The sequence below is a fragment of the Enterococcus sp. DIV0901a genome (assembly GCF_051711525.1).
Classification (GTDB): domain Bacteria; phylum Bacillota; class Bacilli; order Lactobacillales; family Enterococcaceae; genus Enterococcus_B; species Enterococcus_B faecium.
In genome coordinates, this window is the sequence record NZ_JBIOMW010000001.1 from 2,202,027 (window position 1) to 2,226,757 (window position 24,731).

Here is a 24,731-nt window from a genome sequence, read left to right on the forward strand (position 1 = left end):
GGTTTCCCTCCTATTTCATTTGTTTTTCTTTCCGTGACATGTACACATTAGTGGAGATAGCTATAGTTGCAACAATGATAAACAAAACCGAAGACAGTGCTGATGCATAGCCCAATTCATAAGGTGCTGTAAATCCTCGACTGTAAATATATTGAACAGCTGTTTCTGTCTTAAATTGTGGGCCACCAGCGGTTGCAACATATACTTGGTCAAACACTTGCATCGAACCAATCAGATTCGTTAAAATACAAAAACCTAAGGAGGGAACGATCTGAGGTAGTGTAATGTTAAAAAACTGCTGTCGATTTGTTGCACCATCCATTTGAGCAGATTCATACAAAGAGGGAGAGATTCCCTGAATAGCAGTCAAGAGAATCGTCATAGTAACACCAAAATTCTTCCAAACAGTCATGATGGCTACCGTCGGCATAGCAAGGGTTGGATCGCGAAAAAATTGAGGGATCGGCAAGCCGACTTGTGAAAACAAGTAAGGAATCGCCCCTACATTCGGATCAAGCAACATAGAAAAAATAATCGCAATTGACGTCAATGAACAAATAACTGGAATGTAAAATGTCGAACGACAAAAACGATTGAATCTGGTATTTTTAGATAATGCTACTGCTGCTAATAAACCAACGATAATTTGTGTTGGCGTTTCGAGTACGGTGAAATATAAAGAATGAATCAACGAATTAACTGCTCGTTCATCACTAAATATACGTGTGAAATTTTCAAAACTTACAAAATTTCTTGATGTCGCCGATTGTAAAATTAAGCTAGACAACTAAAAAAAGTCATTTGTGCTACACTCAAAATAGTTCCGACGAAAGAATTATAAGGAGTGAGTACAAATGACCTATAACCATCTTACACCAACTGAACTCGTAATGATAGAAGCTTATTTCAATCAATCACAACCTGTTTCAAAAGTAGCCAATCTGTTACAACGTTCTCGACAAACTATTTATAAGGTCTATCGTTTTCTTAAATCTGGTGGAAGCGCAATGAGCTACTATAAACAATATAAGAAAAACAAACGTAACTGCGGAAGACATCCGATTGTTTTACCTGATGAGCAACAGGAATACATTCAAAAAAAGGTTGTTCAAGGGTGGGCTCCTGATGTCCTTATTGGTCGAGCAGAGTTTCCTATTGCTTGTTCGGTACGCACACTGTATCGAATGTTTAAAGATAAAACCTTTGACACTCACGATTTACCAATGAAGGGAAAAAGAAAACCAAACGGTCATAAAGAAAAAAGAGGAAAACAAGGGTTTCGCCGGTCAATCCGAGACAGAAAGACAGACTATACCCAGTTTGATCATGAATTTGGTCACCTGGAAGGTGACACTATCGTGGGTGGAAAACATAAAAGCGCGGTCATCACATTAGTTGAACGGCTATCTAAAGTCATCATTACCTTGAAACCCGAAGGCAGACAGGCTAAAGACATTGAAAATAGGCTGAATCAATGGTTTCGTTGTGTCCCAAAAAACTTATTTAAATCCATCACATTTGATTGTGGAAAAGAATTCTCAAATTGGAAAAAGATTAGTAATACCAACGATATTTCAATTTATTTTGCGGATCCAGGAACACCTTCTCAACGAGGATTGAATGAACATTCAAATGGCTTATTACGTAAAGATGGTTTGTATAAAGCTATGGATTTTAATGGTGTATCTGAAACCTTTATCCAATCGGTGGCATCGAAACGAAATCATATTCCTAGAAAATCATTACACTATCGGACACCAATGGAAGTATTTTTGAGTTACGTCACAAAAGATGATTTGTCTAACTTAATTTGACAAACGAAATGTAAAGAAAATATTCAAATCTGTAAAACTAATAGCAAATGTTCCTAAAAGCGGTATGACAGTAAATAATAATAAAACTAAAAAAGATGGAGTTAAAAACAAATACGCAGCACGATCAGGACGATTCCAATATTTGGTGAATCCGTTCATATAGTCCACCTCATCTTTCATTTTGATAAAATATACAATCTTGGTTTAAACGAATCTGAATAAGATATCCGAACAATCGCTGTGATTTTTGCAATAACACCTATCTGCAAATACTAGGTCGATCATTCAGATATCTGTATCTTGCCAACAGTCTATCCTGTATAAAGTTCTGTACTATTTTTGCAGTAATTGATTGATGGCATCATCTGCATCGTTCATGAGTGTCTCAGGATCTTCTCCTGCTAATAATTTTTCAATCAGTGGATTGATGATATCGTTATTGATCGCAGAGATTTGGGTAAAACCTGGTAAATATGGCTCTGCATAGTCCATTTGTTTCGATAATTCAGATACAATAGGATCATTTTTTACTTCTTCATCTTTTGCTACTGAATCCAAGTAGGCAGGAAAACCATTTTCGATACTCCATTTTTTACCAATTTCAGTTGTATTCCAATATTTCAAAAACTCATAGACAGCTTCTTTTTTATTATTATCTGTACTTGCCGGAATGGCATATCCTACGCCATCTAAAATAGCTGTTTTTTTGTCTGAATCACTCCCTTGTGGTAAGGTAGTCACATTATAATCAATCTCGTTTGCTTTCAATCCGTTATTTAACCATGGCCCATTGATTTCAATGGCTAGTTGACCAGCATTCATTAAATTGTCCATTTCGGCGCCAGAAATCGATTCTGGACCAGTCTTGTCTACATGGATCATTTTTTGGATCGCTTTTAACGTTTTAAGGTTCTCAGGAGACGCAAATTCAGACTTAGTATAATCATCGTTCACTAATTTACCGCCATTTGCTAACATCCAGTTATATAACGGTGCAGTTCCATCCTTATTGAAGACAAAACCTGATACATTTTTACTACTATCAGTTAATTTTGGTGCCATTTCTGTCAATTCTTCCCAAGTAGTAGGTGGTTGTTCAGTATCTAATCCAGCTTGTTTAAACAAATCATTATTCCAATACATATACATTCCTTGTACCTGCATGGGGACAAAATACTGTTTACCTTCTACTTCACCTAATTCAATAGCCGTTTCTTTAAAATCAGATTTATCTACTCCATCATATTCCCAGAAATCGTCTAATGGTTGTACCGCTCCGTTTTCTACATACTGTGCAAAATCTGGATAATTTAATGCAATAAAGTCAGGTGCTTTTTTAGAAGAAATCGCTGTAGGAAGTTTTTCATTCAAATTGGCCCAAGTCATGATATCCATTTCAATTTTGATGTTTTTATCATTTGTTTTATTAAATTCATTAACGATTTCTTGCAATATTTCACCATCAGATGCAGTAAACCCATTCCAAAAAGTCAAAGTCACTTCTTTATCAGAATCAGATTCTGCTGAACTTCCGCCACCGCAAGCTCCTAAAATACCTGTTGCAGCTACCAACAAAGAGCCAATTAACCATTTTTTACCTTTCATTTTTTGTTCCTCCTTCATCTGATAAACGACATCTGACCACATTCCAAGATAGCGGTTTCAACAAACAATTGATTTTCCCATCTTCAGCTTTTACATTTGTTGAATGACTTGGTTTTACTTGTTCACTTTTAGGAAGATTAGTTGCTTTTGTATCAAATCCACTCATTTCAGAAAAATCAATCACTCCCTCTACTGATAATTCAGACAAGTGAACAGTTAGATTCATTTCTTCTTCTCCACGGTTAACTGCAAATATGACAAGTTCTTTGTCATTTATTACGGCTATACTTTCTAAATACGGCACTTCTTCAAAATCTTCCGTCGCATAGTTTGCTGAACGAATTTGTGGGCTTAACACCTCTCCTTGTCCATACACAGCAGCTTGCATAAATGGATAATAGATCGTCTGTCTCCAAGCTTCTCCGTTTGTTTCTGTCCTGATTGGTGCAATAACGTTTACCAATTGAGCAAGACAAGCAATCTTTACTCTATCTGCATGTTTCAATAAAGTGATTAATAGACAGCCTAATAGTAATGCATCTTCAAAATTATAGTTATCTTCTAGTAAAGGAGGAGCAATCTGCCAAGGCGCTGCTTGCTCATCTTGTTCCGCTGAATGATACCAAATATTCCATTCATCAAAGGACAGGTTGATCTGCTTCTTACTATGTTTCTTCGCCTTGACTGTATCGCACATCGCTGTCACTTCAGAAATGAACCGATCCATGTCTAAGGAACGTGCAAGATAATGAGAAAGATCATTTTTTTGGTTGCCATAATATTGATGAAGAGACAAATAATCTATTTGATCGTACGCTTGATCAAGAACTGTTAACTCCCAATCACCAAATGTAGGCATTTGCCGATTCGAACTTCCGCATAAAACCACCTCAATTGAATCATCTACGAGTTTCATCGCCTTAGCCGTTTCCTCTGCTAACCGTCCATATTCTTCCGCTGTTTTATGTCCAATCTGCCAAGGACCGTCCATTTCATTCCCTAAACACCATGTCTTAATTCCAAAAGGGCTCTCTTGACCATTCGAACGCCTTAAATCACTCCAATAAGTTCCTTTAGGAAAATTACAATATTCGACTAAATTACGAGCTGCATCTACTCCACGAGTACCCAGATTGACAGCCATATTGATTTCGGCCCCCACATGCTGACACCAGTTATAAAATTCATGAATCCCAACTTCATTCGTTTCAATTGTCCGCCAAGCTAAATCCAACCTTCTAGGTCTATTTGCTATGGGCCCAATACTGTCTTCCCAACGAAATCCTGACACAAAATTTCCACCAGGATATCTAATCATGGGAATGTTCAATTCTTTTACCAAGTGAATGACGTCTTGGCGAAATCCACTTTTATTAGCTGATGGATGATCTGGCTGATAAATCCCTTCATATACTGCTCGTCCCATATGTTCAATAAATGAACTGTACAACCGCGGATCAACTTTGCCTACACGCTTGACACTACTAATCAACATTGTGGCTTCCATAACTGACCTCCTTTAATTTATACATGAATAATACACCTTGTTGAAAGCGTTGTCAATAATATAAATGTTAAACTTACTTATTTTTTATCGATTTTAATTAACCGAAATATTAATAATGATTAAAACAAATAATTTAATATAACTTTTATTAACAAATATGTTAATATATAAGAAAAACCTTTTAAGAGGTGATATATATGCAACTACAAATAAACGAAGAATCCTTACCGGTATATGAAGCATTAGCTAGTAAAACAAGGATCAGGATCATCCAGCTACTTTCCAAAAAGAAGATGAATGTCAAAGATTTGGCAAAAGAACTTGGGGTAAGCAGTGCTATCACAACAATGCACGTGAAAAAGCTAGAGGAAGCAAACATCATCAAAACAGAAAAAGTAGGACAACAAAAAATTTCGAGCCTTCGTGTCGATAAAATCGATATCAGTTTTCCAGAAAAAATATTCAATGCTTTTGATACGAAAGAAACATCGATACCTATTGGTCACTATACAAATTATGCAATTGAACCAACATGCGGTTTAGCTACGATCCATGATTTTATCGGGAAAGTGGATGAACCACGCTATTTTATGGATCCTCGAAGGATGGATGCCCGCATTCTCTGGTTTACCAGCGGATTTGTCGAGTATCAGGCACCTAATTTTTTAAATACAGAGGATACATTGGAGATGTTGGAAGTTTCTGTGGAAATTTCTTCTGAATTTCCTTTTTCAAATGACAATTGGCCTTCAGATATCACTTTCAGCCTAAATGGTGTGGAGCTAGGAACATGGACGAGCCCTGGAGATTTTGCTGATATCCGCGGTAAATATACGCCTGATTGGTATCCAGATAATCTTAATCAATACGGCTTGCTGAAGACGATCCGAATTACCAAACACTTGACGAATATGAATGGAGAACCCTTGTCAAACATCACGATCAACGACATCCCTAAAGAGCAAGACACTTGGCATTTGCGAATCGAAGTGAAAGACGATGCCAAACATGTGGGGGGCTGTACTTTATTTGGTAAAGGATTCGGTAATTACGATCAGGATATCAAATTAAAAGTTTACTACAGCTGATATTTTTCTTTTCTATTTTATAAAACAAAAACAGCCAATCCCTATGAAGGGACGGCTGTTTTTGCTTTATTGTTATTTCCAGAAATCATCCAAAACGGAAATTGGCAAATGTCGTTTATGTTGTGTCTTGTTCCACCATGCTTCGATTTTTTCTTGTGCTTGAGCGGGAACTTCTTTTCCTTCTAGATAATCATCAATTTCATTATATGTGACACCTAGTGCGACTTCATCTGCAATCATTGGTTTCCCATCTTCAAGATCTGCAGTCGGAATTTTTGTGTATAATTTTTCCGGTGCATTCAATGCTTGAAGCAATTGTTTCCCTTGTCGTTTGTCCAAACGGAATAATGGCAAAATGTCGGCTCCGCCATCACCAAATTTCGTGAAGAATCCAGTAATGTTTTCTGCAGCATGATCTGTCCCTAATACGGCTCCTGCTCTTTCTCCAGCTACGGCATATTGCGTAATCATACGTTGACGTGCTTTGATATTTCCTTTGTTAAAATCGCTGATTTCCACACCTGCTTCGCTTAATACTTGTACTTGTGCATCAACAGCTGGTTTGATATTTACTCGCAGACTAACATCGGGCTGGATAAAGTCAAGAGCAGCTTTTGCATCTTCTTCATCTGCTTGTTCACCATAAGGAAGACGAACAGCGATAAATTGATAGTTTTCATCTTTTGTTTCTTCACGCATTTCTTCCATCGTTAGTTGCGCCAAACGGCCTGCTAAAGTAGAATCTTGGCCGCCGCTGATACCTAGTACAAAAGTTTTAAGAAACGGATATTTTTTCAAATATGCTTTCATAAAGTCAATACTTTTGCGTATTTCTTCTTTTGGATCAATTGTTGGTTTGACACCTAATTCATTGATAATTTCTGTCTGCAGGCTCATTTATTCTCCTCCTATGCTTCTGTATGAAGTTCTGCTACGCTTTTTTTCATTCGTTCCATGATAGCCATTTTATGGTTCCAGCATTCAGTAGACAGATCGACTGGGTATTTTTGCGGATTCAAGTCTCGTTTATACTCTTCCCATAGTGAATCTAGATTTTCTTTTGTATATTCTTTGATTTCGTTTAGTGCAGGTAATTCGTAAACTCTTTTTCCTTCGATAAAGATATCTTGTAAAACTGGGCGAGCTGTAAAGTCTCGAACAGTTTTATTGATAAACGTATGCACTGGATGGAACATGAAGATAGCTTCTTCTTCTCGAGGGTCTTCATCCCATAATGTAACGTAGTCTCCTTCAGATTTCCCATCAAAATTTCGAGTGATGCGCCACACTTGTTTTTTCCCTGGAGTAGTTACTTTTTCTGCATTGCTTGATAACTTGATCGTATCCATCATGTTTCCTTCATCATCTTCGATCGATACTAGCTTGAATACTGCACCAAGGGCTGGCTGATCATAGGCTGTGATCAATTTTGTCCCAACACCCCATACATCAATTTTAGCTTTTTGCATCTTTAAATTCAAAATCGTTGCTTCATCCAAGTCATTCGAAGCATAGATTTTTGCTTCCGTAAATCCGGCTGCATCTAATTGTTCCCGAACACGCTTAGATATATAGGCCATATCTCCACTGTCGATGCGTACGCCTTGGAAGTTGATTTTGTCACCTAATTCTTTCGCCACGCGAATCGCACTTGGCACACCTGATTTCAACGTATCATAAGTGTCGACTAAGAACACGCAGTCTTTATGGGTTTTAGCGTAGGCCATAAATGCTTCATAATCATTTCCATAAGATTGGACTAACGAATGAGCATGGGTCCCGCTAGCTGGTATCCCAAATATCTTCCCAGCACGTACATTGCTTGTTGCATCTGCTCCGCCGATATATGCCGCTCTAGTTCCCCAGACTGCTGCATCCAGTTCTTGTGCCCGTCTAGTTCCAAATTCCAATAGTGGATCTTCTCCGATGACAGATTTGATACGAGCTGCTTTTGTCGCGATCAACGTTTGGAAATTGACCATATTCAACAGTGCTGTTTCTACTAATTGGCAGTGCGCTAAAGGCCCTTCCACTTGGATCAATGGTTCATTTGCAAAAACTAGTTCTCCTTCACGAGCAGAACGAACTGTTGCTTTAAATTCAAAATTTTGTAAATACTCCAAAAAACCTTCAGGATAGACTTCTAAACCACGCAAGTAAGCAATATCGGAATCATTGAACGTCAGATTCTCTAAATAATTGACTAACCGTTCCAATCCTGCAAAAACCGCGTATCCGTGGTTAAAAGGCATTTCTCGAAAGTAACATTCAAAAACAGCATGTAAATCAGCTCGACCTAATTCCCAGTATGTCTGCATCATATTGATTTGATATAGATCCGTATGCAGCGTCAAACTGTCGTCTGGGTAAGTATTATTCATCTTGTATTACTCCTCTTGGCAAGTTTTCATTTCCTACCCATTATAACAAAAAAAATTAATAGGAAAAGAAATCTTCCATTTTTTCTGAAAAAGCACATGTTTTACGGATATTTCTTGCTAAAAATGAACTCCATCTGCTAAAACTATCCTTTCTTATTGGTATTTAACCTAAACGAGAAAGAATACTTATTTTATTCAATGTATCCGAGACACGAAGAAATTAGCGTTTTCTATTTTTCTTACTTGATAAAATAAGTAGCTTTTCCTACTACAATCGTAGCCGTTAAGATACCGATGATTGAACGAATATAACCAAATGTCTCTACAACATAATCAATGGCAAAAGTTTTTGAAGCAAATAATACATCTTTCCTTTTTTGCTTCTTATCCCCAAAGAAACGGATATAACTTATTATGTATTGAATTTTTTTGGAAAGGCGAATTATGACAAGATATACCTTGCGTTGAAAAAACTCGCGGAAAAAATATCACACGTTTTTTTAAAAAAACAAAAGTAAGAAAGCAGCTGTCAATAGAATGGAAACAAAAATGGCGAGACATCAATCAGTCTCGCCTTGTTTTTTATTGTATACGTTAGATATGGAGCAGGTTACCATAAAGATGATTATTAGTCGTTATTAAATAGAAATCTTCGTATTTTTTTGTTCTATCACTACAATATCTTTATTTGGACGTTTGAATTGTATTCCGGCACGTTCTAGCTCCTGTTTCACTCCTACATGGACTTTGACATCTTCTCGTGTCATTTTTAAAACGTGATGAATCGCATAGTCGATTTCTTGCCTTGTGATTTTTTTCTTCGTATTGATCATCACGACTTGCTTTTTATCATATGTGTCTACCAATAGCAGTTGTGTTCGATCTAACGAAAATAATTTGTAATAATTAATAGCCGTATTCCCAAAAAAGAATTCCACTACTTTAGGATAAAATGTCTTAATATTTAAATTACTATTCACAGGTGTTTCGATTAGCTTCATCTCATTCCTCTTTTCTATATAGTCGATTTAGATCCAATCTAAGTTATGTTACCATCTTTCCTAGCATTAAGGAATCGGTTACAATTGAACCTTTAAAGACAAAAGGATTTACCTTTTATCACTTAATAGTATAACATAATTTCATGAGAAAAAAATACAATTTTTTCTTGACCTTCTCGTTACGTAAAGGATTATGCTTACATTTGTCAGGAGGAAAAATAATGGAGTACACAATAAAGAAAATGTCAGAGATATCAGGAGTCAGTCCGAGAACCTTGCGCTTTTATGATGAGATTGGACTGCTAAAACGGTTCAGTATAAATTCTTGTGTAAATAGAAATTAGATAACAAAAAAAGAAGGGTTGTCCCTTACAATGTTAATAACGACAAAAACATGGGGAGCCCTTCTTACTATGAATTATACAGAACTGTCAGTTACTACTCAAGATGTTATGCCTAACAAAGGTGTCTTATCCTTTAATTCTGGTCTTACCGACTTTATTCAAGTTGGCGAGCCAATTCAAAATGAAGGTGGATTAACCTTTGTAGGAAAGCTAGATGAGCGTGGTGATACCTTCTGTCCTAATTGCTCAAGAAAACTAGTTAAAAATGGGTCTTTAGAATCTACCCTTAAGCACGTCGCTATTGGTGGAGTACACACCAATATCAGAGTGTCCTATGCACGTTTTCGTTGTCTTAACATTGATTGCCAATTCAACACTAGAAGCCAGTCTATCCCTTTTAAAGCTGATGGTTATCGCATCACCAAACCTTTAAAAGAATACACTGAGAAACTGTTAAGCTATGGCCTTACTCTAAAGGCAGTGGCTTGGCTTACTGGCTTGGACAAGATGACTGTAAAGTCAATTCACAAGTCTCTTCTACTGTCTAAATTTACAACTGATGGCAAGACACTCATAAAACCTGAAAGGCAGGCAAAATACTTAGCCATTGATGAGTTTAAGCTCCACGATGGCCATAAGTACGCCACCGCAATCATAGACTGGGAAACAGGGTATATTCTCTACTTAGCCCATGGCAAGAAGAAAGCCGTTGTTTTCGAGTTTATGGATCATGTTGGCGATGAGTGGATGTCAAAAGTTGAGGCGGTGGCTTGCGACATGAATTCAGACTTCGAAGAAGCTTTTAAAGGGCGCTATCCCAAGCTAGACATCGTCTATGATCGCTTCCACATTATCAAGAATTTCAACGATAAAGTGGTTTCAGAGATCAGAAAGGATGAACAAAGACGGCTGGCTGAAGAAGGCTCTCCAGAGGCTGCTAAGTTGCTTAAGAACTCACGTTACATCTTGATGTCTAAGAGGTCCACATTAGTTCAGAAGGACGAGGATGCCCGTCAAGGCAAGCTAGTGTCTACTGCTGGTGAAATATTCAATACACCAGAAATAAAGGCTTATGGCGGTAATGAAGCATGGTATGACGAGCTGTTGGAAGAAAACAAGCTCTTCTTCACAATAGACCTCGTCAAAGACTTGCTAGACCAGGCATACAACTCACATGACGAGGTGGAAATGTGCGTTAGACTTGAAGGGATCATAGACATCTGCAAGGCAACTGAGAATAGCCACTTTATTTGGTTTGCGCGTCTCTTAAATAACCATTTGAGAGGGATCTACACGTTCGCCAAATACGGGATATCAACTGGCAAACTTGAGGGTATCAACAATAAGATCAAGACTGAGAGACGTAAGGGTTATGGGTATCCAGATGATGAATACTTCTTTCTGCGATTAATGGAAATATCCCGAAAGGCATCCTAAATCTCACAGCCGTTTACACAAGAATTTATACTGAACCAAAAAAATTCAAGATCTTTCAGAGAAGCTGTTAAAGGAATTTTTAAGTTCACAGATATTAACTTAGCGCGTGAGGCTAAAAATCGATTGATTCATGATTATATCGATCAACCAAAATATTCAAAAGCTTGCGCATCATTGGATGATGGATTCGAAGACGCCTTTCAATATACCGTACAAGGAAATTCCCACAATCGACTAAAGAGTACCAATCTAATTGAACGACTGAATCAAGAAGTACGCAGAAGAGAAAAGATTATTCGCATCTTCCCCAATCAAACATCAGCCAATCGCTTAATTGGAGCCGTTCTTATGGACCTGCATGATGAATGGATTTATTCTTCAAGAAAATACATCAATTTTGATAAGTAGAAATGGTAAAAACATTGTATAGCATTTTACACAGGAGTCTGGACTTGACTAGTATTATCAAAATCATTCGTTTGTTAATTTATTAAAAAGTAAATTCCTCGCTTCTTCTAGATTATATCTTGAAACAGATATAATCTCCGCTGTAAAATTATCTAAAATAGATTTTATGATTAATGATTCTTCACATAAAATAATTTGCTTCCAATCTCTTTTATATATTTTCACGTCAGCTAAAGAGTAATAGAGGCATTCATCTATTTTAACTTTATCACTTGGCATATAATCTAATATGTACTTCTTGAAGATCATATGAGAAATAGCATTTCTACCAACCACTGTGATAAAAATAGGTTTTCTTGCTTCTTCTTGTAACACAAAATATAAATCAAAACTCATTCGTTTTAATAATTCATTTGTTACTCGGTATTTATTGGTTTCTAAAGGGAAATTTTTTTTCCATCCTAACGTAATCTGTTTTAAACTATTACACAAGACTTTTTGTTTGTTATTGAGAATAACATGCGGTTCAACTAAATAACTTTGCACATTGTAGTAAGAAAATAATATAAAGTATAAGATTGTTTGTAAAAAAACATTATTATCTGCTAATCTGATGCCAAAATAACTCTCACAAGAATAAATGTAATACTCAATTTCTGGAAATTGAAGAAAAATTCTTTTTTGTATTTCTAAATCCATGTTCATAACGGAATAGCTTGTATAGTTTGTTGGAATAAGATAAAACAGTACTGAAATATATCTAAATTCATCTTCATCTATCGCTATTTTATTAGAAATAAGATCAAACACTTCTTTTAACAGTGAACCAAAAGAAGTTTCTTTCAATTTCTTTTTGGACAATTCATCTAATTTAGAACCAAATAATATTAAAGCAATTCCTTTAGTTAACATATCTTTTTCTCTAGAATTAGCTTTTTTATCAGAGTAATCTAAAATATCTGTCGCTACACTTTCCGCTAAAATACAATATTCCTTATTTATATATTTTCCCATTAGCGAATTTCTCATCCATACAGACAACATAACCAATCTTTTTTTTAATTCATTTTCTACCTTATTTCCGTTAGAATCAATTAAATTCATATCTTTTAAAAATGACTCGACATCATTTCGAACGTTAAAAGCTTTACTAACTGAAATAAACTCCTCTTCAACATACACCGAATAATCTTTTTCACCCATCAAATATCGACAACAGATTTTAAGAAATAACGAACTATCATATATTTCTCTAGCGAGTTGAATACTATTTTTTTCTTCTAATAAATAGAAGTAGTATTTTCCTTTACTTCTATTTTCAAAAGAAATCGTATCACCAAGAACCTGCTCAATTTTAGAAAAATCTTTTAAAATAGTTTTTTCACTTACGTTTAAATCATGTGAGAGCTCACGTGTTGTTAATTCCCTGCTTTCATAGAAATACTCTAAAATTTTAACTTGCCTTAGAATATCCTTTTCTATATATTTTTCTATCATATACTCGTCCCCTAATACGTTTTTTTAGAATCAACAAAAATCGGTGACACTAGAACTAATCGATATGTAAATTCGGCTATGGAAGCCTATTAAAATTTATATAATTGAAAAATATAAAGAATGCGGAATTATATTATCCTCAACATCAAATGATTCTCTGAGGAATTTTCTATAATCTTTTCTTGAAAATTCTACTACCTCTTCTTCTGTAAGAGATGACAAAATATCATCATTGTCAGATGGTAATAATGCAATTATAATTTGTAATCGAGAATCTAGGCCCATCAATTCTGAATGAATGATAAAGAAATTTTGTGAATTTACTAGTTCAATTTTTTTCTTCATTTGATCACAAATTGATTTTATCTCTGCTACAATTAATGGATACTTGTTATAAAAAAGTTTATCATTACATTTTTGTTCAAAATATAAGAAATAATCTTCTTCGTTTAAAAAATAAGTTGTATATGCCATTATTATATCACCTCTCTAAATAATAATTCTACTATTTATATCTTCAGCCTAATCGATTAAAAAATAACCTTTTTTTTTAATTCTTCTTTTTTTACTACTTCTCTAGTATAAAAAGTTCTAATAATAACCACATTACACAAAATTTTCTCTATTTCTCCAGTTACTTCTTCTCCTAAAACATTATTTGCAGTTATTAAAGAATTAATATTAACATCCAACCTCTTGTACCTCACTAATACTATTTTTCCCACTACTCAAAACAGCTAAAAGATTACTTCTACTTTCTTTCATGTTATACCTTGAAATAGAAATGATCTCACTACCTATATTTTGGATACCTTTTTCCGATATTAACGATTCTTCACATACTATTACATGCCTCCACTTTCTTGGATAACACTTAACATCTGATAATGAATAATACAAAACATCATCAATAGTAATTTTTGTACAATTCATACATTCAATAATATATTCACGAAATAAAATATGTGAGATATCATTTTTTGCCACGATCGTGAGCAATATAGGTTTCTTTTGATGTTCTGTCAAAAAGAAATCCATATCTAAAGTCATTCTTTTTAATAAACTTTCTGTTATGTTGTATTTGCTTGTCTCAATAGGATAGATCTTTTTCCATTCTAATGTTAAATCTTTTATCTTATTAAATGTTTTTGTCTGTTCGTGAGTAATTATTATATGTGGTTCTAGTAAATAACTCTGCATATCATAATAAGAACATAATACAAAGTATAGCATAACCTTTATGAAAACACTTTTATCAGATAATCTGACTCTGAAATATTTCTCAAATAACTGAATATACTCAAATATTTCTTTGTGTTTTAATAGATAGTTTTCTTGCATTTTTAGATCCATTGTTATTACTGAGTAATTACTAAAATTACTAGGTAATAAATAGAATAAAATCATTAAATATTTTATTTCTACTTTTTCTATGAAAACGATATCTTCAAGTAACAAACTTAAATCTTCTAGTATAGGATCATCTTCATCAATCTCGAGTACTTGCCTCGAGATTGTATCTAGACCCGAACTATTAAGCATCAAATAAATACCTTTTATGAATAAATCTTTCTCTCTTAAATTAGTGATCTTATTAAAATATTTCAAAATTTTAGTGGCTATTTCTGTAGCTATTAAATATTTTTCATTTAAAATATATTTATCTAATAAATTAGAACGCATCCATATCGAAAGAAGAAAAAATCTTTTTTTTAATTCATTTTTCGTTTCTCTTTCTTCCTCATTTAAATAGCCACTCACCTTTAAAAATTTTTGTACTTCTTTTCGCAGTTTAAAAGCTTTACTAACCGAAATATACTCTTCTTCTACGTAAGTAATGTACTTTGTTTCTCCCATTAAGTAAAAATTTATTCTGCCTTTATCAGTTACTTTAAAACAAGCCACATTTTCAATACTTTGTTCAATTTTACTGAAATCTTTAATAATAGTTTTTTTATTTACATTAAGATCATCAATTAATTCCTGCATAGTTAATTGGCGTCTTTCATAAAAATACTCTAGTATCTTCACTTGCCTTAAAATATCTTTTTCAATATATTTTTCTAACACTTGTGAATTCGCTCCTAGTTACCAATAAGTATCTTTTTATAACTGATTTTGGATATTTACATACAGCATCGCAGCTAATATAAGAATTGCAAAAGAAAATAATATGGCCATTATTGAAATTAGAAGACTTTTCTTTGTAATTTTTTGTTGTACATAAAATTTTGTACGATTAAAAAATAAATAGCCATTGATTGTCAAAGCCAATATTCCCACTATAAGCGTACAAATTGGATAGATATACATATTAAATTTCCTTTCTTTTAATTAGCAAAACAGTCGAGTAAACCAATACTATTAAGGATAATCCAATCATAGCAATTGTTTGATTTAATATATCTCCAGTTTTAGGAAGAAACTTAAACTTATTACTACTGATATTTGCTTTACCTGCATTTAAGCTTACATTTGAATTTGGATTCAAAGAATTAATATTGCCTACATTTCCTGGTAATTCGTTAGGTTCTCTAGTTCTATACAAATCGATGCTAACAGTAGTTGTTTGTTCATTTGTATTGTCAGTTGCATAAGAATCTGTAGAAAATGATCCTACTCCGATTAAACAAACAACTAAAAACAATATTTTCTTCATAATTTTGATTCCTCTCTATATTTATAGATAATAAAGATTGTTAATATTAAAGTAACTGCTATTACACAAAAGCTTAATGTCGTTAAGTATGAAGGTATTTCTATTTTGAAAACTGATTTTTCATTAATACTTTTTGCTTCATCAGCTTTAATTACAAAATCTTTTTCAAATTTCCATTCTTTTCCATCTGTATCAATCAAAGTCCCTTGAAAAAGGTAATTTCCTGATTTCAGATCAACTTTCCCCCAATCAAATTGTAAAGGGAGTGAAGAATGGGGCGCTATACTGATATCTTTTAAAGAAATTTCATTTACCAAAGTTTTATTTTCTTGACTATAGATTTTTGCTTCTATACTCTTTCCGGTGAAAATATATGAATTATCATTTAAAATATCTGCTTCAACCGTCTTTTTACCATCAAATAACTTTGGGGAAACTTCTTCTAGCATTAACGATATATTTTTTTTAATTACATTATCATCCTGATTAGTTAACACTACACCCATAGTATATTTATATTCATTATTTAATGACAGGCTCTGCTTGTCTGTTTTTGATTCATTCTTTTCTGCTACAACAATACCTCCAATGATCACTCCATCAAATTTTTCAGAAGGCATGCTAATGTCGAATTGTTGATCAACAGAACTCTTAGCAGGTACTTTTACTATTTTTTCTTTACACGTAAGTATAGAAGTTAACGGCATTTTTAAAGAGTCGTGATCTGCTCTAGCACCTGTATAATCCGTAAGCCCATTTGAATTGGTATTTGCATTTGTTATAGAAGTTTCAAGTGAAATCTCTCTATCAGAATTATTTATCAACTTAATAGTTATCTGATCTTTCTCTCCTGGTTCCTCTTTTAAATGATAGTAAGGAACATTTTCATCTACTTGCTTATCATTAGGCAATCCTTCTATTGTAAAACTTATATCTGAATCATTTTCTTCTGCTCTAACATCTAGATTTATAAAACATAAATAGCTAATGATAATTGAAAAACACAAAATTATTTTTCTCATTGATATCATCGTCCTCCGCTAAAATGAAACTAAAAGGAGAGTGCTAAACGCATCCCTCCCATATATAAAACTAAACTTTTATGGAGTAGCTGTTAAATTCCAAACAACTTTTCCGCTATAAGATTTCCCTTCTACTTTACCTGCATCAGCAATGTGTAATGAAACATCACCTAAATCATAATCATATACACTATTGTGACGTACACCTTTTGATCCTGTCATAATAAGTGCTTCTGATCCAGAAGTAATTTCCACATTAGATTGTCCAGTAACTTCATCAGTAACTGGTTCTAACACATCACCACCCTTATTGATATTTACAGTACCATCACCAGTAGTAGTAATTTTTGCTCCTTCAATTGCATCACCTTGCCATTGTAAAGAAGCTTTCAAAGTCCAGCCTTTAGTGCCTCTTGTTTTATCTTTTACACCTACGTTAAAACTTGAATTTTTAGTAGCTGGGATAATTTGTTCTCCACTTTCTTTTAATTTAGTAGTTCCAAAATCAAAAGTTGTTGGTTGATAAGCAATTCCCCATTCAGTTGGAAGTTCATTATCGGTGTTATCTCCATCTCCACCTCCTGGAGGCGTAGGGTTAGTACCGCCACCATCAGGTAAGTTAAAAGTTGCTGTTACTGGTGTTTCTGATTGTGTTGCAGCATTTGAATCTGTTGCTGCAAATGCGCTAGCTCCTCCTAATAGTGCTGCAGAAGATACAGCAACCGCACTTAATAATGCTAGTTTTTTCATAATGTATTAGTCCTCTCTTTCAAAAAATAGTTATATTTCGAAATGTTAATTGGATTAACACTTCACGAATAAAAATTAACATATCTACTCCTTTTTATCTTCCACACTAATTACCAAAAATTTATTTCATCGAGATTTTTTTAATAATTTTAGGCATATAATAATCAACAAAATAATTAGTAAAATCGGGCCTAAAATGAAAAGTACAAAGAATTTATTATCTTTCTCTTCATTTTTAAGATTTACTTGCTTAGATTGATCATTTTTGTCTACGTCTACATTTTCTTCGAAATTCCATTTATTATTCTTTGCATCTGAAACTTCAATTTTAACTTGATAAATACCATTTGGAATTTCTACCTCTTCCAAATTAAGTTCCATTTCATACAATGATTCAGGTGAAATTTGTAAGTCCTTAAATTCTTTATTGTATACAGTTTTATTATCTTTTGTATTTATTAGAGTGATTTTATACTTTAAACTCCCGTAAGATTCCATTTCCGGATTATGAAATGTAATTAATAATTTATCTTGTTGGGAAATTTCTTTTGCTTCTATTTTTTCCAAAGTTAATTTTCGTTTCACTTGTTGATCATTTTGCGTTAACCTTAAGCCGATGATATATCCATAAGAATTATTAATACCGTTTTGATCGTTATCTTCTTTTTTTATTTGAAAAGCTGATAAAATTTCTCCTACAAATGGTTTGTCAGGAATTTTTAAACTAATAGAAACTTTTTTTGATTGATTTGCTAGGACAGTTACTTTATCTGGTACATCTACAATATCCTCTATAGGAAATTTATATTGATTTTTTTCTGATTCAGATTTTAATGCATAGTCAATAAAACCTTGTTTATTTGTATAAGCTTGATTAATAGCAATTTCATAAACTTCTTCTTTACTCGATGTATTTGTAATAAGAAGCTCTATTTCTTGCTTTTGATTAGGTGCTACTCTTAAATCAAAAAAACTATTTTCTTTATTCAACTGATTTTCAGGTAGAATTGCTTTTACGTTAAATCCAACAGAATCATTTGATTTCATTTCTTCTGAATACACAGAGTTACTATTTCCCATTAGCAATAAAAGAAATATTGAAATTAAATATAAAAATACATTTTTTTTCACTTTAATCCTCCTATACACAGTAAACTCGAAGTCATATTTTAAGACTTCGAGTTACATAATTATTTAACTAATAATGTATCATACAAGAAATATTGAATTGAACCTTTAACAGTATCATCATCATTTAGAATATTCTTCTCATCAACAAATCTCATCGAAACATTTTTGATTGGTTTACTTAACAATCCAGTGTTTTCTTTTCCATTCGAACTAGATTGAAATATGATTCCTGAATTTCCTATTTCTTTAAGATCAATCCCATCGATATTAAATGATGTTACAGGAAACTTTATTTCTTTATTCCTTTCTAGCACCAAAGAATCAGAAACGCTAGCTTTAACTACCCAATTTCTACTACCACGATCATTCACTACTTTAACAAATTGATTTGAAAGTTGGGCTTCTAGCTCATAATTTCTATTCTCAAGTAATGAACGAAACGCGTATTCCATTGGTACTTCCTCTAAAATTAAATTATCTTGAGAAGAATCTCCTACATCACTAGCATCCGATATAATAATATTAGAGTCTGTTTCTTTTCTTACATCAGCTGCAACAGATGTTTCAGTTACAGCTAATGCGAATAAACTAGCTAAACAAACAACTATACTATATGGTCTCCATGACATTTATTTACATTCCCTTCCTCCAGAATTTATCACTTTATTTTGGTATAGCTGTATCACACAAATTCCACACAAATTTTGTGTTATGACTATAATCCCCTATTGAAATATATTCTTTGCTTTTAAGAAGGATACCTTCTTGAGAATTCCATTCATTATAATAATTGTAATTATCTTTTAATGCAGAATTTGTATCCATAACTTTCAAACTAGTAGTTCCTAAATCAACAAGATCACTATTTGTCGAAGGTTTCCATACATATTCAAAAGAATCTTCTTTTTCTTTACATAAAGAAAGGATTAAAAACCAATTCTTATCTTGATCTGGAATATTTCTACTATCTCGTACTGACAATTGGATGCTATTGTCTTTATCCCTGGACAGAATTCCTTTTGTCTGACTAGGAACTCTGTTAGTCCAGCTAACATCTGCAGGTGCTGTTTCAAAGTATAAACTTCCTGCAACTTCTACATTTAGAATCAATTTATCTAAAATCTCATTACTTCCATTAGGATTAAGTTTTTTTACTTGTATTGTAAAATTATTTCCCCCATAGCTTAATTTGTTTTTTGGAATTATTAGTTTTTCTATATTGAATTTATTTTCTCCACTTGTTGTAACTTCTTTTCTGATTAATTGCTCATTATCTTTGAATAAAGTAAATTCTAAAAGGTCATTTGTATCAATATCTTTCCAAAAGAATTCTGTGTCCATTCCTTCATCTGAGATATCTGCTATGTCGACTTGTTGATTTTTTGTTTTTTCTATACTACTTTCATTCCACGATAACTCTGTCATAGAATCTTTTTTAGTAATCCAAAAATACACAGGATTACTTGAGAATGATTTTTCCTCTGCTGGAACAGAATTCTCTGTTCCATTTACAACACCGTAAAACTGTACATGTGTATCTTGTTGAATATCTTGTTTGGTTTGTATAGTAAGAGAAAAATCAAGAGTTTCTTCTGGATTAATAGTCACATCCTGATCAAACGTAATATTTAATTTACCATCTTCTACTTTTGGTGTTCCTTTAGCAAGGATATCACCTGAAGGAGCTTTAATAACTACATCTTTTACAGTTGATAAATCATATACTTCTACTTCCTCTTCTGAAAAGACGTTCCATGAGTCAACAGTAAAGCTATTTTCTCCCTTATCAATATATAGCTTACTCGTTAAAGTGACTTCACTTCCTGGAGAAACACTTTTTTCTTTTGTTGTATCTTCTTCAGACACTGTGATTGACTCATTTTTCTCATTAAGAACATCGTTTTTTAGAGTAGCGTCTAAGTTAACAGGAACTTCAGTAAATACAATCTTTGTTTGACCAGATTCCCCTCCATTAGCTGCGGTGAATCCCCAATAAGCTTTGTTATCATTGTTAGCTAAATCCAACTCTTCATTAAGATCTGACCATGGAATTGTAATTACTTCTGTTTGTTGATCAGTTACTGGATTTTTCAAATAGTAACTAAAAACTTTTGTATCTGCATTAAAGCCAAATCTGAATTCATACCATGTTCCATCTTGAACATTTTGAGAAACTGTCTCATTTAATTTCTGTTTTCCTCTATGAATAATTCTAGCTTCTCTTGCCTGCAAAGAACCCAAAGTTCCAAACCATTGATTTGCATCTGATTCATTTTCATGTAGTGGAACATAAGTCTTATTCAAATTTCCAGGGAAAGAATAAGCCATATGAGGAGCCTTAAATACCTTATCAGGTTCAGAAGGGTCTAAGTCATAAAGCGTTTCTCCTAAAGATCTTTTATTAGTGTATAAGTCAAACTCTATTGCTACTGATTTTTGAACAGCATCTTTTTCTGGAGTCACTTTAGTTGAAATTCCTTTTGTATAAGCTTCTTTTGCACCATAAACTCCTAGGTTTTGTCCATCACTCGAAGATTGTGCATTAGTTATGGCTGTTTCTTTTCTAGGATCATTTTGCATAACAAAAGCAAAACCATCTGCTTCTTTTGTACCAAAGTTTACATAAGTTCTACCCCTGAATGAATGTGAAAAATCCAATCGATTAGATCTTTTAGACCATAGCGCTGTCCAATTTCTCGTTCCAGATAGAGAAACTTCAGAATATGGTCTACCTTCATTATCGTATGGATTTTGCATGTACTCTACTTTTGCAGGACCAATAGGAACAGAAAATAAGTCCCAAATAGTTATTGCACCAGAAGGTACATTAACTGATCCATACTTGCCCGATCCTCTGATCTCAGGATGTTCGTCTGCTACAACTTTTTCAGACATGCTGTCTTGACTCTTCTCTTCGCTTTTATCTTCACTTTCGTTCGTTGAATTTGAACTATTTGTGGACTCTTTAGTCATACTTGTATCAGACTCACTTGTGTCTGTTGATGATGTCTCAGTGTTAGACTCTGAAGAGACTGTTTCTTCTGAAACATCAGTGTCAGCTACTTCAGTAGATTCTTGTACTCCTGTTGATTCTTCTGTCACTGAAGAATTTCCTTCATATATGATTTTTTCTTCATCTATCATTGGCAAATAATTACCATCTTTGCTATAACTAGCGCTAACTGACACTTTTTTATCTAGATCGGTGAAGAAAACATAAGTATTCTTGCTATCTACCGGAATAGTCAGATCTCCACTTTCATCCGCAGAAATAATTTCTTTGGTAACTTCACTTTCTAATTCCGTTACAATCTTTGATTCACCATCTTTTGTTTGTGATATATGAATCTTCACATTAGAACATTCCTGTTTACCACTGATATTTAGATACCAAGCTATTTTATTTTCTTTTATTTGTTTTTTAAATGACAAGATAGCATAATCATTTTCAATTTTTTGTATTTCTTCATTAGTATCAATAATTTGTACACTATCTTGCGTATTAGCTAAAACTTGATCTCTACTTTGAAAATCAAGAGCACATGGTGCCAGCAATATACCTGCCGACATACACAGCAAAAATTTTTTAGTCTTTTTCACTAGTGAAAATCCTCCCTCTAAATCAAGTTAAATAATTATTTCCTTATCCACTATATAACTATATATTAGAAAAAAGATAAAAGGCTGTTTATTTTTTCATCAAATTTTATGTTAGGCGGAATAATAATAGAATGCGATTGTATGTAATTGTTCTAAAATTCATATCTATAAATCTAGTCAAGTCCATAATCCTGTGTAAAATACTATACAATGTTTTACCGGTCTCTCATTGATCAAACTTAATATATTTTCTTGTAGAACTGAGCCATTCGTCATGAAGGTCCATAAGGACAGCTCCAATTAATCGATTGGCAGACGTTCGGTTGGGAAAAATCCGAATAATCTTTTCTCTTCTGCGGACTTCCTGGTTCAGTCGTTCAAGAAGGTTGGTGCTTTTTAGCCGATTATGACTATTTCCGATAACCGTGTATTGAAAGGCATCTTCGAAGCCATTATCCAATATTTCGCAGGCTTTTGTATATTTAGGCTGGTCGATATATTCACCGACTAAGGCATTCTTAGCTGTTCGAGCGAGTTCAATATCCGTAAACTTAAAGATCGCTTTTACTGCTTCTCTAAACGGTTTTGAATTCTTTTTTGGAATGGAACTGAAGATGTTTCTTAAAAAATGGACCTGGCATCTCTGCCAACTTGCGTTGGTAAATGACTTACGAATCGCAGACACTAGGCCTTTATGGGCATCAGAAATGATGAGTTCTGTCCCCTTTAGGCCGCGTTCTTTTAAGTATTCAAAGAAGATGGACCATGTGTCATCACTTTCTTCATTTTGAATCATGAAGCCAATGATTTCACGGTCGCCACCTTCTGTTATCCCGATCGCAATATGGCAGCTTTTAGAAAGCACTCGATGGTCCTCACGGACTTTTATGTAGAGAACATCAGTCATCAGATAAGGATAATTCGTACCTGAGAGTGAACGGTTCTGCCATTCGTTGACCATCGGGTCTAACTGCTCAGTCAGGCTAGAAACAAAAGATTTCGATACAGATTTTCCACATAGCTCTTCAACAATCTTTGAAACTTTACGTGTCGAAACGCCCGAAACATACATCTCAAGCATTGAAGCGAGCAGTGCCTTTTCATTTCGCTGATAACGCTCAAACACCGTCGGTGAAAATTCACCATCACGTGTTCTAGGCACTTTTAATTCGAGTGTACCCACACGAGTCGTAAAGTCTCGCTCATAATAGCCATTTCTTTGACTCTGACGACTTTCTGAACGTTCATAGTCATCGGCTTGAATATATTCTGTTCGTTGATTTTCCATCAATTGGTTGAAAACAGTGGTTAAAATATTTTTAGAAATATCATCTTTTACCGAATGTTCAATAATACTTTGAACCTCTTCGTTGTTCAGTGTAAAATGTACTTGGGTCATGTAACGTCCTCCTGGGTATGTTTTTGTGGTTAAAAACATTGTACCGTAAAAGGGCTGTTACATGGCCTTTTATCTTTTACACAATTATATGGACTTTATCAAATTTTCCTCAAGTATTTTTAAGAGATAGTCATCAAAAAAATTTGCAGGATCACTGCCTGATAAAACTCCATTACAAATAACTTTAATAGAATAGAAATTATCAGAACTTTTATATGCCATATCAATCATTTCAACATCAATAGAGTTTCTTTCTGAAGCCCATGCTAATTTAGCAATTAAATTACCTAATTCTGATCTATCACTGGTAATAGATTTACATATCTCATTAATTTCTTCTTGATAATCTTTATCTACAGTACTATTAAATTTGATTTCCCTTACAACGAAATCTTCTTTTGTTAAAACTTTAGATAATATTTTTATCATTATTTCAGAGTTAATAATTACTTGACGAAATCCTTTTTGCTTTTCTTGAAGAACTAATTCAGAATAAACTTGATTTGGGCTATATTCAACAATCTTAAAATAATATATTCCATTGTCTATTTTTCTAAATATCTTAGATTGTTTCATCAATTATTCCCCCCTTTTAATTTATTTTATATTATTTAAATTAAATCTACCACAGAAACCTATATATAATAAAAATAAAGTTCAAAGACTAACCTCTATTTCTTCACTTTTTTCTTCATCTAAGTTATAATGTATATAAATAAGGAGCTATGCTCTAACATAACTCCTTATCCGTAGCCCGTTTAAGACGGTAGCTTGGATTTTATATAAGTTTTATAAACTCGTCATCTCTAGCCAAAGATTATGACGGGTTTATTTTTTGTTGTTTTTGCTAATTGTCAGCATAATGCCGACTAAAGCAAGGACGAATGATCCAAATTGAATCATTAAACCAATTGCTTCAGCAACAGACAAAAAATGCTACTCCCTTTTACGAAGTAGGAAAATGCACATAGGCATCACCCCCTGAGTAGCCACCGTCATAAACTTACTACAGTACCATTATATCATAGAATGAAGAACTTTATCTCGACAAAAAGGCTGATTAAATTTTTAAATATGTTGATTATTTT

At 33.5% G+C, this 24,731-nt stretch carries 20 protein-coding genes and 5 pseudogenes; 5 read left to right on the plus strand and 20 right to left on the minus strand.

Translation table 11 applies throughout. From position 1 onward, the window contains the following. Positions 1-10 precede the first annotated feature (10 nt). A pseudogene (locus IGL70_RS10630) lies at positions 11-760 on the minus strand (carbohydrate ABC transporter permease); the annotation flags it as partial. Between the two features lie 94 nt (positions 761-854). Here IGL70_RS10630 and IGL70_RS10635 point away from each other — a divergent pair. Then, positions 855-1,814 (plus strand): IS30 family transposase, encoded by a 960-nt coding sequence (locus IGL70_RS10635; protein WP_002303350.1) that lies wholly within the window; start codon positions 855-857, stop codon positions 1,812-1,814. Positions 1,815-1,817: 3 nt separating this feature from the next. Here IGL70_RS10635 and IGL70_RS10640 read toward each other — a convergent pair. The 3 genes and pseudogenes from IGL70_RS10640 to arfA form a co-directional block, all read right to left on the minus strand. Next, positions 1,818-1,973 (minus strand): annotated as a pseudogene (locus IGL70_RS10640) (sugar ABC transporter permease); the annotation flags it as partial. A gap of 174 nt (positions 1,974-2,147) precedes the next feature. After that, entirely contained in the window at positions 2,148-3,437 is a 1,290-nt protein-coding gene (locus IGL70_RS10645) for an ABC transporter substrate-binding protein (protein WP_002321046.1), read from the minus strand. After that, complete coding sequence (arfA, locus tag IGL70_RS10650; protein WP_002307178.1) at positions 3,409-4,926, minus strand: arabinosylfuranosidase ArfA; 1,518 nt, start codon at positions 4,924-4,926, stop codon at positions 3,409-3,411. The genes IGL70_RS10645 and arfA overlap by 29 nt, the downstream gene beginning before the upstream one ends. Before the next feature lie 197 nt (positions 4,927-5,123). Here arfA and IGL70_RS10655 point away from each other — a divergent pair, with 197 nt between their 5' ends. After that, entirely contained in the window at positions 5,124-6,014 is an 891-nt protein-coding gene (locus tag IGL70_RS10655) for an ArsR/SmtB family transcription factor (protein WP_002307176.1), read from the plus strand. 72 nt (positions 6,015-6,086) lie between these two features. Here IGL70_RS10655 and nadE read toward each other — a convergent pair whose 3' ends face one another. From nadE to IGL70_RS10670, 3 genes are all read right to left on the minus strand, one after another. Then, complete coding sequence (nadE, locus tag IGL70_RS10660; RefSeq protein WP_002307174.1) at positions 6,087-6,911, minus strand: ammonia-dependent NAD(+) synthetase; 825 nt, start codon at positions 6,909-6,911, stop codon at positions 6,087-6,089. Between the two features lie 11 nt (positions 6,912-6,922). Then, positions 6,923-8,395: a nicotinate phosphoribosyltransferase gene (locus tag IGL70_RS10665; RefSeq protein ID WP_002297685.1), complete on the minus strand. Its 1,473-nt coding sequence runs from the start codon at positions 8,393-8,395 to the stop codon at positions 6,923-6,925. 638 nt (positions 8,396-9,033) lie between these two features. Beyond that, positions 9,034-9,396: a DUF1827 family protein gene (locus IGL70_RS10670; RefSeq protein WP_002297684.1), complete on the minus strand. Its 363-nt coding sequence runs from the start codon at positions 9,394-9,396 to the stop codon at positions 9,034-9,036. A gap of 221 nt (positions 9,397-9,617) precedes the next feature. Between IGL70_RS10670 and IGL70_RS10675 the strand changes: the two are divergent. The 3 genes and pseudogenes from IGL70_RS10675 to IGL70_RS10685 form a co-directional block, all read left to right on the plus strand. Then, positions 9,618-9,734: pseudogene (locus IGL70_RS10675) on the plus strand (MerR family DNA-binding transcriptional regulator); the annotation flags it as partial. 75 nt (positions 9,735-9,809) lie between these two features. Beyond that, positions 9,810-11,177: an ISL3 family transposase gene (locus IGL70_RS10680; RefSeq protein ID WP_043921381.1), complete on the plus strand. Its 1,368-nt coding sequence runs from the start codon at positions 9,810-9,812 to the stop codon at positions 11,175-11,177. Between the two features lie 36 nt (positions 11,178-11,213). After that, positions 11,214-11,585, plus strand: a pseudogene (locus tag IGL70_RS10685) (transposase); the annotation flags it as partial. Positions 11,586-11,648: 63 nt separating this feature from the next. Here IGL70_RS10685 and IGL70_RS10690 read toward each other — a convergent pair. The 13 genes and pseudogenes from IGL70_RS10690 to IGL70_RS10750 all read right to left on the minus strand — a co-directional run bounded on the left by IGL70_RS10690 (position 11,649) and on the right by IGL70_RS10750 (position 24,610). After that, positions 11,649-13,082: a helix-turn-helix domain-containing protein gene (locus tag IGL70_RS10690; RefSeq protein WP_010722001.1), complete on the minus strand. Its 1,434-nt coding sequence runs from the start codon at positions 13,080-13,082 to the stop codon at positions 11,649-11,651. A gap of 96 nt (positions 13,083-13,178) precedes the next feature. Continuing rightward, positions 13,179-13,556 (minus strand): DUF7006 family protein, encoded by a 378-nt coding sequence (locus tag IGL70_RS10695; RefSeq protein WP_010722000.1) that lies wholly within the window; start codon positions 13,554-13,556, stop codon positions 13,179-13,181. 56 nt (positions 13,557-13,612) lie between these two features. Then, positions 13,613-13,774, minus strand: coding sequence for a hypothetical protein (locus tag IGL70_RS10700; protein WP_010721999.1), 162 nt, complete (start codon positions 13,772-13,774; stop codon positions 13,613-13,615). Then, positions 13,764-15,152, minus strand: a complete 1,389-nt coding sequence (locus tag IGL70_RS10705) for an HTH domain-containing protein (protein WP_096573168.1) — start codon at positions 15,150-15,152, stop codon at positions 13,764-13,766. Before IGL70_RS10705 ends, IGL70_RS10700 begins: the two co-directional genes overlap by 11 nt. A 244-nt stretch (positions 15,153-15,396) precedes the next feature. Then, positions 15,397-15,741, minus strand: a complete 345-nt coding sequence (locus IGL70_RS10710; RefSeq protein ID WP_010721996.1) for an LPXTG cell wall anchor domain-containing protein — start codon at positions 15,739-15,741, stop codon at positions 15,397-15,399. Next, positions 15,738-16,763: a DUF916 and DUF3324 domain-containing protein gene (locus IGL70_RS10715; RefSeq protein WP_010721995.1), complete on the minus strand. Its 1,026-nt coding sequence runs from the start codon at positions 16,761-16,763 to the stop codon at positions 15,738-15,740. The genes IGL70_RS10710 and IGL70_RS10715 overlap by 4 nt, the downstream gene beginning before the upstream one ends. Positions 16,764-16,841: 78 nt before the next feature. Beyond that, positions 16,842-17,513, minus strand: a complete 672-nt coding sequence (locus IGL70_RS10720) for a WxL domain-containing protein (RefSeq protein WP_096573167.1) — start codon at positions 17,511-17,513, stop codon at positions 16,842-16,844. 126 nt (positions 17,514-17,639) lie between these two features. After that, positions 17,640-18,644: a DUF916 domain-containing protein gene (locus IGL70_RS10725; RefSeq protein ID WP_010721993.1), complete on the minus strand. Its 1,005-nt coding sequence runs from the start codon at positions 18,642-18,644 to the stop codon at positions 17,640-17,642. Positions 18,645-18,703: 59 nt separating this feature from the next. After that, positions 18,704-19,273, minus strand: coding sequence for a hypothetical protein (locus IGL70_RS10730; protein WP_010721992.1), 570 nt, complete (start codon positions 19,271-19,273; stop codon positions 18,704-18,706). A 34-nt stretch (positions 19,274-19,307) separates the two neighbouring features. Then, positions 19,308-22,244 (minus strand): lectin-like domain-containing protein, encoded by a 2,937-nt coding sequence (locus IGL70_RS10735; protein WP_096573166.1) that lies wholly within the window; start codon positions 22,242-22,244, stop codon positions 19,308-19,310. A gap of 226 nt (positions 22,245-22,470) precedes the next feature. Then, positions 22,471-23,643, minus strand: coding sequence for an IS256-like element IS1542 family transposase (locus IGL70_RS10740; RefSeq protein ID WP_104807992.1), 1,173 nt, complete (start codon positions 23,641-23,643; stop codon positions 22,471-22,473). A gap of 84 nt (positions 23,644-23,727) precedes the next feature. Beyond that, positions 23,728-24,219 carry a hypothetical protein gene (locus IGL70_RS10745; RefSeq protein WP_104775126.1) on the minus strand — a complete coding sequence of 164 codons (492 nt, stop codon included), beginning with the start codon at positions 24,217-24,219 and terminating at the stop codon, positions 23,728-23,730. 252 nt (positions 24,220-24,471) lie between these two features. Then, positions 24,472-24,610, minus strand: a pseudogene (locus IGL70_RS10750) (putative holin-like toxin). Positions 24,611-24,731 lie beyond the last annotated feature (121 nt).